The organism is Enterobacter sp. GER_MD16_1505_Eko_090 (assembly GCF_003331015.1).
GTDB classification, from domain to species: domain Bacteria; phylum Pseudomonadota; class Gammaproteobacteria; order Enterobacterales; family Enterobacteriaceae; genus Enterobacter; species Enterobacter roggenkampii.
Map to the genome: position 1 here is coordinate 133,904 of NZ_PUQF01000014.1, position 12,145 is coordinate 146,048.

General features: G+C 52.9%; 10 protein-coding genes, 1 tRNA gene and 1 pseudogene. 7 read left to right on the forward strand and 5 right to left on the reverse strand.

All coding sequences use genetic code 11. From position 1 onward, the window contains the following. The first annotated feature begins 37 nt into the window (after window positions 1-37). Both C6A40_RS16890 and C6A40_RS16895 read left to right on the forward strand, forming a co-directional pair. Window positions 38-1,420, forward strand: coding sequence for an MFS transporter (locus tag C6A40_RS16890; RefSeq protein ID WP_021240668.1), 1,383 nt, complete (start codon window positions 38-40; stop codon window positions 1,418-1,420). Between the two features lie 11 nt (window positions 1,421-1,431). Continuing rightward, on the forward strand, window positions 1,432-3,042 hold the full coding sequence (locus C6A40_RS16895; protein WP_045335522.1) for a glycoside hydrolase family 43 protein: 1,611 nt from the start codon (window positions 1,432-1,434) through the stop codon (window positions 3,040-3,042). 4 nt (window positions 3,043-3,046) lie between these two features. Here C6A40_RS16895 and xynR read toward each other — a convergent pair whose 3' ends face one another. The 3 genes from xynR to argL all read right to left on the reverse strand — a co-directional run bounded on the left by xynR (window position 3,047) and on the right by argL (window position 5,066). Further along, window positions 3,047-3,805 (reverse strand): DNA-binding transcriptional repressor XynR, encoded by a 759-nt coding sequence (gene xynR / locus C6A40_RS16900; RefSeq protein WP_045335523.1) that lies wholly within the window; start codon window positions 3,803-3,805, stop codon window positions 3,047-3,049. 191 nt (window positions 3,806-3,996) lie between these two features. After that, window positions 3,997-5,001: an ornithine carbamoyltransferase gene (argF, locus tag C6A40_RS16905; RefSeq protein ID WP_045335524.1), complete on the reverse strand. Its 1,005-nt coding sequence runs from the start codon at window positions 4,999-5,001 to the stop codon at window positions 3,997-3,999. Further along, entirely contained in the window at window positions 4,971-5,066 is a 96-nt protein-coding gene (gene argL / locus C6A40_RS25285) for a putative translational regulatory protein ArgL (protein ID WP_213014347.1), read from the reverse strand. Before argL ends, argF begins: the two co-directional genes overlap by 31 nt. A 99-nt stretch (window positions 5,067-5,165) precedes the next feature. On the opposite strand from argL, the gene rraB reads away from it, so the two are divergent. The 4 genes from rraB (at window position 5,166) to C6A40_RS16925 (ending at window position 7,339) form a co-directional block, all read left to right on the forward strand. Further along, window positions 5,166-5,591, forward strand: coding sequence for a ribonuclease E inhibitor RraB (gene rraB, locus C6A40_RS16910; protein WP_025759886.1), 426 nt, complete (start codon window positions 5,166-5,168; stop codon window positions 5,589-5,591). Between the two features lie 46 nt (window positions 5,592-5,637). Then, window positions 5,638-6,396, forward strand: coding sequence for a tRNA isopentenyl-2-thiomethyl-A-37 hydroxylase MiaE (miaE, locus tag C6A40_RS16915; protein ID WP_045335525.1), 759 nt, complete (start codon window positions 5,638-5,640; stop codon window positions 6,394-6,396). A gap of 30 nt (window positions 6,397-6,426) precedes the next feature. Further along, window positions 6,427-7,149 carry a hypothetical protein gene (locus C6A40_RS16920; RefSeq protein WP_021240664.1) on the forward strand — a complete coding sequence of 241 codons (723 nt, stop codon included), beginning with the start codon at window positions 6,427-6,429 and terminating at the stop codon, window positions 7,147-7,149. 105 nt (window positions 7,150-7,254) lie between these two features. Further along, window positions 7,255-7,339: transfer RNA gene (locus C6A40_RS16925), tRNA-Leu, on the forward strand. Window positions 7,340-7,712: 373 nt separating this feature from the next. On the opposite strand, the gene C6A40_RS25290 is transcribed toward C6A40_RS16925, so the two are convergent. Together C6A40_RS25290 and C6A40_RS25295 are read right to left on the reverse strand one after the other, a co-directional pair. Further along, window positions 7,713-9,308, reverse strand: a complete 1,596-nt coding sequence (locus tag C6A40_RS25290) for a DEAD/DEAH box helicase (protein WP_239991051.1) — start codon at window positions 9,306-9,308, stop codon at window positions 7,713-7,715. Further along, window positions 9,251-11,020 carry a hypothetical protein gene (locus tag C6A40_RS25295; RefSeq protein ID WP_239991052.1) on the reverse strand — a complete coding sequence of 590 codons (1,770 nt, stop codon included), beginning with the start codon at window positions 11,018-11,020 and terminating at the stop codon, window positions 9,251-9,253. Before C6A40_RS25295 ends, C6A40_RS25290 begins: the two co-directional genes overlap by 58 nt. A 363-nt stretch (window positions 11,021-11,383) precedes the next feature. Between C6A40_RS25295 and C6A40_RS16935 the strand changes: the two are divergent. Further along, window positions 11,384-12,076 (forward strand): annotated as a pseudogene (locus C6A40_RS16935) (restriction endonuclease); the annotation flags it as partial. Between the last annotated feature and the right edge of the window lie 69 nt (window positions 12,077-12,145).

Here is a 12,145-nt window from a genome sequence, read left to right on the forward strand (position 1 = left end):
GTTGTAATTCAGCACACTACATAAGGGTGTAATTCTGATGACGCAATTAACCATGAAAGACAAAATTGGCTACGGGCTGGGTGACACCGCCTGCGGCTTCGTCTGGCAGGCTACCATGTTCCTGCTGGCCTATTTCTACACCGACGTCTTCGGCCTGTCGGCGGGGATTATGGGCACGCTGTTTTTGGTCTCCCGCGTGCTCGACGCCGTCACCGACCCGCTGATGGGGCTGCTGGTCGACCGCACCCGCACGCGTCACGGCCAGTTCCGCCCGTTCCTGCTGTGGGGCGCCATCCCGTTTGGCATCGTCTGCGTGCTGACCTTCTACACGCCGGACTTCTCCGCGCAGGGCAAAATCATCTACGCCTGCGTGACCTACATTCTCCTGACCCTGGTCTACACCTTCGTTAACGTGCCGTACTGCGCCATGCCCGGCGTCATCACCGCTGACCCGAAAGAGCGTCACGCCCTGCAGTCCTGGCGTTTCTTCCTGGCGGCGGCGGGATCGCTCGCCATCAGCGGCATCGCGCTGCCGCTGGTGAGCATCATCGGTAAAGGGGACGAGCAGGCGGGCTACTTCGGCGCCATGTGCGTGCTGGGACTGACCGGCGTGGTGCTGCTCTACGTCTGCTTCTTTACCACCAAAGAACGTTACACCTTTGAGGTGCAGCCGGGCTCGTCGGTGGCGAAAGATCTCAGGCTGCTGCTCGGCAACGGCCAGTGGCGGATCATGTGCGCGTTCAAGATGATGGCGACCTGTTCCAACGTGGTGCGCGGCGGGGCGACGCTCTACTTCGTCAAATACGTGATGGATCACCCGGAGATGGCGACCCAGTTTTTACTCTACGGCAGCCTCGCCACCATGTTTGGCTCGCTCTGCTCCTCCCGACTGCTGGGCCGCTTCGATCGCGTCACCGCCTTCAAGTGGATCATCGTCGCCTACTCGCTCATCAGCCTGCTGATTTTCGTCACCCCGGCCGAGCACATCGCGCTGATCTTCGCCCTCAACATCCTCTTCCTGTTCGTCTTTAACACCACCACGCCGCTACAGTGGCTGATGGCCTCTGACGTGGTGGACTACGAGGAGAGCCGCAGCGGGCGCCGCCTCGACGGGCTGGTGTTCTCCACCTATCTGTTCAGCCTGAAGATTGGCCTGGCAATTGGCGGGGCGGTGGTGGGCTGGATCCTGGCGTACGTGAACTACTCCGCCAGCAGCAGCGTGCAGCCGGTCGAGGTGCTGACCACCATCAAAATTCTGTTCTGCGTGGTGCCGGTGGTGCTCTACGCGGGCATGTTCATCATGCTGTCGTTCTACAAGCTCACCGACGCTCGCGTGGAGGCCATCAGCCAGCAGCTGATCAAGCACCGCGCGGCGCAGGGCGAGGCCGTTCCCGACGCCGCGACAGCCGCATCCCATTAACCGGAGGCAATATGGAAATCACCAACCCAATACTCACCGGCTTCAACCCGGACCCGTCCCTGTGCCGCCAGGGCGAGGACTACTACATCGCCACCTCGACCTTCGAGTGGTTCCCGGGCGTGCGCATCTACCACTCCCGTGACCTGAAAAACTGGTCGCTGGTCAGCACGCCGCTGGACCGCGTGTCGATGCTGGACATGAAGGGCAACCCGGACTCCGGCGGCATCTGGGCGCCGTGCCTGAGCTACGCCGACGGCAAATTCTGGCTGCTCTACACCGACGTAAAGATTGTCGACTCGCCGTGGAAAAACGGCCGCAACTTCCTCGTCACCGCGCCGTCCATTGAGGGACCGTGGAGCGAGCCGATCCCGATGGGCAACGGCGGGTTTGATCCGTCCCTGTTCCACGACGACGATGGCCGCAAGTACTACCTCTACCGCCCGTGGGGGCCGCGCCACCACAGCAACCCGCACAACACCATCGTGTTGCAGGCGTTTGATCCGCAGACCGGCACGCTCTCGCCGGAGCGCAAAACCCTGTTTACCGGCACGCCGCTCTGCTACACCGAAGGCGCGCACCTGTATCGCCACGCGGGATGGTACTACCTGATGGTGGCCGAAGGCGGCACCAGCTACGAGCACGCGGTTGTGGTGCTGCGTTCAAAAACCATCGACGGGCCGTACGAGCTGCACCCGGACGTGACGATGATGACCAGCTGGCACCTGCCGGAGAACCCGCTGCAGAAGAGCGGCCACGGCTCGCTGCTGCAGACCCACACCGGGGAGTGGTACATGGCCTACCTCACCAGCCGCCCGCTGCGTCTGCCCGGCGTGCCGCTGCTGGCCTCCGGCGGACGCGGCTACTGCCCGCTGGGACGCGAGACCGGTATCGCCCGCATTGAATGGCGCGACGGCTGGCCGTACGTGGAAGGGGGCAAGCACGCGCAACTAACCGTGAAAGGCCCGCAGGTGGCGGAACAGCCTGCATCCGTTCAGGGCAACTGGCGGGAGGACTTTGACGGCAGCACGCTTGACCCGGAACTGCAGACCCTGCGCATCCCGTTCGACGACACTCTCGGCTCACTCACCGCACGCCCCGGCTATTTACGGCTCTACGGCAACGACTCGCTCAACTCCACCTTCACCCAGTCGACCGTGGCGCGCCGCTGGCAGCACTTCGCTTTCCGCTCAGAAACGCGGATGCAGTTCTCGCCGGTTCACTTCCAGCAAAGCGCCGGACTGACCTGCTACTACAACAGTAAAAACTGGAGCTACTGCTTTGTGGACTACGAGGAGGGGCAGGGGAGAACCATCAAGGTTATTCAGCTCGACCACAACGTGCCGTCATGGCCGCTGCACGAGCAGCCGATTCCGGTGCCGGAACATGCAGAGAGCATCTGGCTGCGCGTGGACGTGGATACGCTGGTTTACCGCTACAGCTACTCGTTCGACGGCGAGACGTGGCACACCGTGCCGGTGACGTATGAGGCGTGGAAGCTGTCGGATGACTACATCGGCGGGCGCGGCTTCTTTACCGGCGCGTTTGTGGGGCTGCACTGCGAGGACATCAGCGGCGACGGCTGTCACGCGGACTTCGACTACTTCACCTACGAGCCGGTTTAACGGCTCAGGCCGGGTAGCCCAGCGCGCGTGACAGCGCGAGCCCGGCCTGCTGAAGCTGCTCGCGGAAATTAGCCAGCTCTGCGTCGTCCACGCGCGAGGTCAGGGTCGACAGGCTCAGGGCGGCGATGACGCGGGATTCATGGTTCCACACCGGCACCGCCACGCAGCGCACGCCCTGCTCGTTCTCTTCGCTATCCAGGGCGTAACCCTGCTCGCGGGTCTGCGCCAGAGCGGCCATTAATGCTTCGCGAGAGGCGAGGGTGGAAGGGGTATAGGTGGTGTACTGATAACCCTCCAGCAGGGCGTTCAGCTCGGCCTCGCCCAGCCAGGCAATCAACACCTTGCCGATGGCGGTGGCGTGAACCGGCAGGCGGCGGCCAATGCGCGAATAGGCGATGGCGGCCAGCTTGCCTTCAATCTTCTCGATATAAACCCCTTCACGCCCGTCCAGGATCCCCAGATGGGTGGTCTGCCCGGTACGCTGGGACAGCTCCGTCAGCCAGCCTTTCGCCTTCTGCCGAATATCGATGGAGCCCACGACAAAATGGCCGCGCTCGACCAGCTTCATGCCGAGGCGATACTTACCGTTTTCCGGGTTCTGATCGATATAGCCATGCAGCTGCAGGGTTTTCAGCAGCGAGTGGAGGGTACTCTTGCTCAGCCCCATCAGTTTGCTGATGTCGGTGATCTTAAGCTCGGTGGCCTGCTCGTTGAACAGGTCGAGGATCTGCAACGCACGTTCAACAGACTGAATAATCGGCATAATGCTGGTATGTCCACGCTGGAATTAAGGCGAAAACGTACCTTTTTCGGGGTGAAAAATCAATGAAATGGAGCTGGCCTGATCCGCCCGGCGGCGCTACGCTTGCACGGGCCTACGGGTTGTGTAGGCCGGGTAAGCGCAGCGCCACCCGGCAAGAAGAGCACACCGAATCAATAAAGTGGGAGAAAGGATCACTCCCCAAGCGTCGCCACCATCACCGCCTTAATCGTATGCATCCGGTTTTCCGCCTGGTCGAACACGATGCTCGCCGCCGACTCAAACACCTCGTCCGTCACTTCCATCCCGCCGTGCAGGTCGAACTCTTTCGCCATCTGCTTGCCGAGCGTGGTCTGGTCGTCATGGAACGCCGGCAGACAGTGCAGGAACTTCACGTCCGGGTTGCCGGTCAGCGCTATCATCTGCGCGTTCACCTGATACCCGCGCAGCAGCGCAATCCGCTCCGCCCACTTCTCTTTGGCTTCGCCCATCGACACCCACACGTCGGTATAGATAAAGTCCGCGCCCTTCACGCCCGCCGCCACGTCTTCCGTCAGGGTGATCTTCCCGCCGTGCTTTTCCGCAAGCGCGCTGCACTCCGCCACCAGGCTCTCTTCCGGCCAGCAGGCTTTCGGGGCCACCAGGCGCAGATCCAGCCCGGTCAGCGCCGCCGCTTCCAGCATCGAGTTGCCCATGTTGTTGCGCGCGTCGCCCGCGTAGACCAGCGTCATCTCGTTGAACGCCTTGCCCGGCAGGTGCTCCTGCATGGTCAGCAGGTCCGCCAGCAGCTGCGTCGGGTGGAACTCGTTGGTCAGCCCGTTCCACACCGGCACGCCCGCATACTGCGCCAGCGTTTCGACCACTTCCTGGCCGTGGCCGCGATACTGAATGCCGTCGTACATCCGCCCGAGCACGCGCGCGGTATCCTTAATTGACTCTTTATGCCCAATCTGGCTGCCGCTCGGCCCTAAATAGGTAACGCGCGCACCCTGGTCAAATGCGGCAACTTCGAAAGAGCAACGGGTACGGGTCGAGTCTTTTTCGAAGATGAGCGCGATGTTCTTACCGGTAAGCTTTTGTACTTCCTTGCCCTTTTTTTTATCGGCCTTGAGCTGTGCGGCAAGGGTCAGCAGAGAAGTGAACTGTGCAGGGGTAAAGTCGAGCAATTTCAGAAAGTGTTTCTTGTACAGATCAGACATTTTATCCTCACATGGCGAACGCCACTTATTGAATTAAAATTCACTTTATATGTGTAATTATTCATTTGCAACCCCGTTTCACAAATCTTTCCAACAAAGGTGGAGGCAAACCCGTCCGTGTGTGAAAATAGAAGTATCTGCCGCACTTTAAAGAGGATTGAGCCATGGCAAACCCGGAACACCTGGAAGAGCAACGCGAAGAGACGCGTCTGATTATTGAAGAGCTGCTGGAAGACGGTAGCGATCCGGACGCGCTGTACACCATCGAGCACCATTTCTCTGCGGATGATTTCGACGCGCTGGAAAAAATGGCCGTGGAAGCCTTCAAGCTGGGTTACGAAGTGACCGAGCCTGAAGAGCTGGAAGTGGAAGAGGGCGACACCGTCATCTGCTGCGACATTCTGAGCGAAGGCGCGCTGAAGGCGGAGCTGATCGACGCGCAGGTAGAACAGCTGATGAACCTGGCCGAGAAGTTTGATGTGGAATACGACGGCTGGGGGACCTACTTCGAAGATCCGAACGGTGAAGACGGCGAAGAAGGCGACGACGAAGATTATATCGACGAAGACGACGACGGCGTGCGTCACTAAGCGTTTCAGGCGGTGGCCCGCGCCACCGCTTTTTCAAGGCAGAACCATGGATTACCCGCAGATACTCGCCCCCGTACTCAACTTCCTCCAGTGCCCGACCTCGCAAGCATGGATTGATAAAGCCCGCGACCCGGCGAACCTGCCGCTGCTGCTCACCGACCACATGGTGTGCGAGCTCAAGGCCGCCCAGACCGCGCTGCTGCTGGTGCGTAAATACGTCGCCGACGAAAGCGGTGCCGACGCGCTGCTCGAGTGGCTCAAACCCTACGAACAGTTCACCTTCCGCGACGGCCCGGAGCCAGACTTCATCGCCCTGCACAGGCAGATTGGCAAAAGCGTGATGCCCAAAACCGACGACCCGTGGGGCCAGGCGCTCATCGACAGCATGGTGCTGCTGATTAAAGAGGAGCTGCACCACTTCTGGCAGGTGCGAGAGGCGATGCTGGCCCGCGACATTCCGTACGTCAAAATCACCGCCAGCCGCTACGCCAAAGGGATGCTGAAAGAAGTGCGCACCCACGAACCGCTGACGCTGATCGACAAGCTCATCTGTGGTGCCTACATCGAAGCCCGCTCCTGCGAACGCTTCGCCGCGCTGGCTCCGTTCCTCGACGACGACCTGCAGAAGTTCTATCTCTCGCTGCTGCGCTCGGAAGCGCGCCACTATCAGGATTACCTGACGCTGGCGCAGCAGGTGAGCGACGACGATATCTCACCGCGTATAAAGCTTTTTGGCGAAATTGAAGCCACACTTATCTCGACACCGGACAACGAGTTTCGCTTCCACAGCGGCGTGCCGGTGTAAACCGGCATAACTCAAGGATAAGGATGCGAGATGAATAAAACGTGGACCCGTATTGTGATTGTCGTCATTGCGGCTGCCGCCGTGGCGTTCTGGGTGTTTTTCGACAGGCAGCGCGCCCCGGAACGGCAGATGGATAACGCCCTTAACGCGATGCCCGCCTGGCAGGTGATTAAGGAGCAGGAGCCCGCGCTGCATCAGCGCATCCTCGACCAGATGGCCGCCCTGCAAAAAGCGGGCGAGCCGGAGCAGCAGATTATCGACACCATCCAGCCGCAGATCCTGCATCTGCAGATGTCGCGCCTGCAAAACGCCCCGGACGCCAACGTGGTGAACTACATGACCATCAACATGGAGCAGACCGCCGCCATCCAGAAGGTGAGCGACGACGCCTGCTTCCGCTTCCTCTACCCGATGGTGAAGGGCGGCATCAACCCAATGCGCATGCTGGATAAAGATCTGATGGCGCGGCGCATGCAGGCCGATGCCGACATGATGCGCGCGGCCTACGGCAAAAATCGCCACACCGTGACCCCGGCCGAACGCGAGGCGGCTGTCGAGGATGTGCGGCCGATTATGAAGGCGCTTGCCGATAAGTACGGCGAGGACATCCAGCTGCTGCAGATGCCGGAGAAGGCGGCGGGCAAAGAGAAGCTCTCCTGCGATATGGTGCAGGAGATGTGGGCGAAGGTGCTGGCGCTGCCGGAGCAGAAGGCAGCGAGGGTGATTCGGCTGGCGGTGTCTGAGCTGGACTGACGGTAGCGCTGGTTTTTTGGGCACTTAGCGCGGGTTTAGCGCGTCGTCGCTTGCATGGCGGCGCGCGACAGGTATAATCCACAACGTTTCCGCATCCCCTTCAGTGCCGAAGTGGCGAAATCGGTAGACGCAGTTGATTCAAAATCAACCGTAGAAATACGTGCCGGTTCGAGTCCGGCCTTCGGCACCATTAGTACTTCCAAGACCATCCGAGAAAGTTTTTATTTCTTTAAAATCAATGTGTGAAGAGATTTTTTGACATACCTCTATGCAGGGATTTTAACGTGCATGCTGGCAAACGACTTCCTTTTACGTATATTGTGTAAAAACTCCATTTGCATTCCGGCTAGCCAAGGCACGCGTTCTTGTTCCGTACAACACAGTCGTCTGATTCATACAGAAGTACTGCAATTTAATCGATAACTATTCCAAGCAAACTAGCGGAGAGCCTAAAGAAGTTGCTGGAGCAGTAGATTGCTTCTGGTCCAGCATGGCTTTGATGTTTCTGCTATGGAATTTGGTGGTAACGGTTCTGTCCACCTGCTACTTCAGCTTTGCCAGCCTTAAAGCTCTAAAAAATGTTCACGGTCGCTGAGCATTGCAATGTCATTAGGCTGAAGCTCTTTTAGAGTATATGTAACACTATTAAATCCAGGTAAAGCGCTCCAAACATTCGGATCACCAATGAAAAATATATTCTTTTTGGCGCGCGTTACAGCAACATTTAACAGATTCGGTTTGCTTGAGGCCCACTTAGCACCGCCATTATTTTCTTCGTCACATCCAAGGATGAAAATTACAATATCATTTTCTTTTCCCTGAAATGTATGCACTGTCCCAATACAATTTTTTTGCCATTGCTTAATACTTTTTGCCTTAATCAATGGTGAGGATTGTTGCCAGATTTGCAAGGGGCGTTGTGTTATAAGTTTAGATACTTCCGATTTCACCGCTTTAAAAGGGGTAATTACAAAAATTGACTCCAGAGGGACATTTTCATATAAAAGACGATCAAGTAATATAAGTAGGCTTTGCCCGTGGCTGTCCCGATACTGTCGTTCGCCCTGGCCGCCATTCGCAACGAGCCAGTGATTATCAAGATTTCCATTTACAAATTGACTACGAATTTTTGCAGCATCGAGACCATGGATCATTCGATTATTATAAGCGAGCTTGTTGGCTATGCTAAACATAGGCTCGATACAACGCCGATGCACCCATAATGGGATACCAATCCATATATTTTTATTCATTACTTCTAATTCACAACCCCAATGGTTAATGCGATCTGCCAGCTGCTGAACTGATAGTTTTGCAGGATTCCAGTCATCCGCTCGTTCTTGTAAAACATCTTCGCAGAGACGTTTAACCAAACTTGGCGAGGCAGTAAATACCGGCTCGATCTGTAATGGATCTCCTACGACTAATACACGTTTTGCTCGAAAAATGGCCCCAACAGCCTGTTGCGGAGATGCCTGACCTGCCTCATCAATCATTAACCATCCAATTTCTTCACTTTTCACTCCCGTCAACATTCGGCCGATAGAGGCAAAAGTAGTAGACAGTACAGGAACGAACATACATAGCGTTTGCCAGCATCGTAATGGGGTAGGGTGATGTTGAGGAGCGCTGAGAAATTTGTTTAGTGTAAAAATGAAACTCTTGAAACGCTTTATCTCCATTGCTTCATATAGCCATGCTTCATGTAAGCTCATCGCTGTCAGAAAAAGTTCTGAACGCAGACGATTTATCTCCTCATTTTGCCAGAATGCAGTACGTTGCAGATTTGCATCATCAATGGATAAATTATGGTTAGGGATAGCGATATTATGGAATCTATTTTGTAAATCATTTAATTTTTGCTCGCTTGTTGCTTTTTGTTTTTTTATTTCATTCAATCTAAACTCTATATCTCGGATTGCCGTTTGGTTTTTTATCAGCTCAATATTACTGTCCGCAACGTGCTGCATTTTCTCAATCAAATGTTTTGTCAACTCAACTAATTGCTGTTTTGTTTTATTTGTTAGATCTTTATAGGAATTTGTTTTTTTTCTATTAAATAGACGCGACAGAAATCCAGGTGCTTCGCTTTTTATGAGTTTTAACTGACGATTTGTATGATCGATTTTTTTGGAAATGATATCTCTTTCCAGTTCCAATTCATTGATTTTATTGAGGTCATTTTCGCGTTGGATTGTTTTTTTTCCAACTCAAAAGAAAGCTCAGTATAAGTATTGTCTGGTTTTTCATCCAAGAGCTTGCAGTAGGTTTCTAACAGTCTTTGCTCTTCTTCGACTTTACGAAGGGCATTGACAAAATGCTTTTTAGAATCAGCGAATGAAAGCTTATGTTGACACGCTTTCCATCGCCACAGGCTCAGGAAATTATCTTTATCTGAGCGCTGCGATTCAGATAAAGTATTGCGTAAGAAATGTTCATCAAATAATAGTCTTTGAGAAAAGTTTTCCCTATTATGCTTTTTCCCTAACGCCGCTGATACTAAGCCCCAACACAGTTTATCATCATCAAGTGGTCGAAAAATATTAAATTCTTTTTCATTGCCGCTTAATGATTTGTATTTTTTTCGTTTGCTTTTTGGTAAGTATTCGGCTGCAACTTGGTTAGCTGTAGCACAAATATATTCAAAGTTTTGAAAATTTTTCGCCAGGGAATTTTTTTGCGGTAACTCCTTTGAAATGTTTTCTACTGCCGAATTATTGGAAGACGCAATGATCATTTCGTACCCGGTTAATTCCGGGACGATAAAGCCCTGCTGATCTAATGTATCTTCAGCGTTGTCATATTTTGCAAGTACTTTCGCACGCTCAACTACATTATGTGCTACAAGATCTCGGAGAAGAGTCGTTTTTCCTGTGCCTGGAGGTCCATTGACAGATAAAAGGCCTCCATCTACAAGTTCTTCTACAGCTGTATTTATCGTAAATTGTTGCATTAGCGACATGGTATGATTTGGCTCTGAAGGCCATCGTCCTTGCGGCATTCTGCTTGGATGCAATTTATCAATAATTGAAGCAAGGCCCCCTTTTGAGTATAGGTCTGGCTTTCTATTTATCCCTTGAGAAAGATAACTATTAAGAGCTTTCCCCTTGTTATGCCGTAGTTCCTCAATAGTGCTTTCCAGGTCTTCGAAATAGAAACTATTTAGGATGGGGAGTGAAAATATTTTTTCTGCTTCATCCTCATCTAATTCATCCTGTTGAGATTTTTCTCTGGTTGCATTACTCTCAAACCATTCAATTTGTATTGCATATTGCCATTCAGGCCTAAAATCAGCCCACTCAACTAAATGTGTTAGCAGTAGCGTAATGATGTCACTAGAGCGTAATACACCAGGACCCTCTTTTTGTGCTGGTTTTAGTGTATTCCTGAACATACTGAGCGTATCGGCAAGTTGCCTGCAGTCCGTGGCAAATATCTTTGATTCAAGCTTCTGGAATCGCTCATTTTTTAAATGCCCAAGAGCCCAGGGGAGTGAGCTAACTGATAACTTATCTAGGGCTGGTACGCCTTCATTATTTAACTGTACTTTGGCAAAACATGTCATTCCTTCCTGATTCAGTCGCTGCTCGCACTCTTCATCATGGTTGTCACCTAATATTTCTCGGCTAATTTCGTTCGCAATGCTTTTGTCAAAGATACCAATATGTAGAGTAAAGTTAGATTTAAGCGGGATTTGTTGTTGTTGACATAATTCCTCTGAATGCCACGGAAGTAAAATATCACCATATTTGATGAGTTTCTCAAGAGAAATTCTCAGGAAACTCTCTTTATGCTCAAGAGTGTAAGGGTGAAAAAATTCAATACGTTGCCATGCTCGTAATATATCATGTTGTTGAGATGTTCTGGCCATCTTAGCCCTTTTATTTCTACAATTTCTATTTAGGCTGTTAAGATTACTCTCTTCTGCAATGTTTGTGTAGAGCCAGACTACTCTTGGTGGAGCAAAAAATTAACTGAACCCAACCTGAGGTGCAACTAAAGCGCTGCGAGGCTGGTTAGTTGGAAGAGCTATATTAGAAGGTACGTATTGCGGCTTCGTGAACGAACGAAATTAATGCTAGCTTAGGGGTAAGCTTATGCAGAATAGCTTCGCAGAAGTGAACAAGCAGATATAACGTATAAATGATTAACTCCCGGTAAAGTGCTTCTCATCATGCTAAAGTAGCGGCCAGAAGCTGATTCAAAAGGGCAAACTATGACATGGAAAATGTGGATGATCCGCGGTGATGGCGGAAAATTGTACGATGACTTCAGGGACAAACAGGTTGTTGCAATCGGCTGGTCGCAGCTCGCTCCCTATGTGAAACCGGGATGCTCAAGAGAGCAGTTGTTTACCCGGTATCAGGAGCTTGAGCCACAGACTAAGCCAGGCACAGTTCGTTCCGGTGCTTCCCAGGTCTGGCGCTTTGTGAATGAGATGCAGAAAGGTGACTGGGCTATCACTTATTCACCTTCTAATCGGACTTATTTGATAGGGAAAATCGCCTCAGATTTTGAGTTTCATGCCGAGTGGCTTGAAGATGGCATGGGCATCGCTCGTAAAGTGAAGTGGAACGCGGAAGAGATTAAGCGCGATAGTCTGAGCGATGCAACCAGAAACACCCTTGGCTCTACGCTAACGGTTTTTCAGGTGCCTGATTTTGCAGTGAATGAATTAGTGCAGGGCAAAAAGCCTGTCTCAGATGTTGTGCCGGAAGTACCTGTTTCAGATGGAGAGGATGAGGTTGTTTCTAATCCTCTGCGCGACATGGAGATGATCGCTTTTGAAGGTATCAAGGATCGTATCAACCGTCTCGACTGGGATGAGATGCAGAATCTGGTCGCTGGCGTGTTACGCAGCATGGGATATAACACTCAGGTATCGCCTGCAGGTGCTGACCGTGGGAAAGATATCATTGTGTTACCAACGGTGCAAAACTGATCCACCCCAGCGGTTGAAAATTGATCCAGGGGTTAATCTGCTCCTCTGAATACA

Excerpts from the sequence above, each read along its gene's own strand:
- C6A40_RS16920 (WP_021240664.1), top strand. The coding sequence starts at position 6,427 with ATGAATAAAACGTGGACCCGTATTGTGATTGTCGTCATTGCGGCTGCC.
- C6A40_RS16895 (WP_045335522.1), top strand. The coding sequence starts at position 1,432 with ATGGAAATCACCAACCCAATACTCACCGGCTTCAACCCGGACCCGTCC.
- rraB (WP_025759886.1), top strand. The coding sequence starts at position 5,166 with ATGGCAAACCCGGAACACCTGGAAGAGCAACGCGAAGAGACGCGTCTG.
- miaE (WP_045335525.1), top strand. The coding sequence starts at position 5,638 with ATGGATTACCCGCAGATACTCGCCCCCGTACTCAACTTCCTCCAGTGC.
- argF (WP_045335524.1), bottom strand. The coding sequence starts at position 5,001 with ATGTCTGATCTGTACAAGAAACACTTTCTGAAATTGCTCGACTTTACC.
- C6A40_RS16890 (WP_021240668.1), top strand. The coding sequence starts at position 38 with ATGACGCAATTAACCATGAAAGACAAAATTGGCTACGGGCTGGGTGAC.
- argL (WP_213014347.1), bottom strand. The coding sequence starts at position 5,066 with ATGAATAATTACACATATAAAGTGAATTTTAATTCAATAAGTGGCGTT.
- xynR (WP_045335523.1), bottom strand. The coding sequence starts at position 3,805 with ATGCCGATTATTCAGTCTGTTGAACGTGCGTTGCAGATCCTCGACCTG.
- C6A40_RS25295 (WP_239991052.1), bottom strand. The coding sequence starts at position 11,020 with ATGGCCAGAACATCTCAACAACATGATATATTACGAGCATGGCAACGT.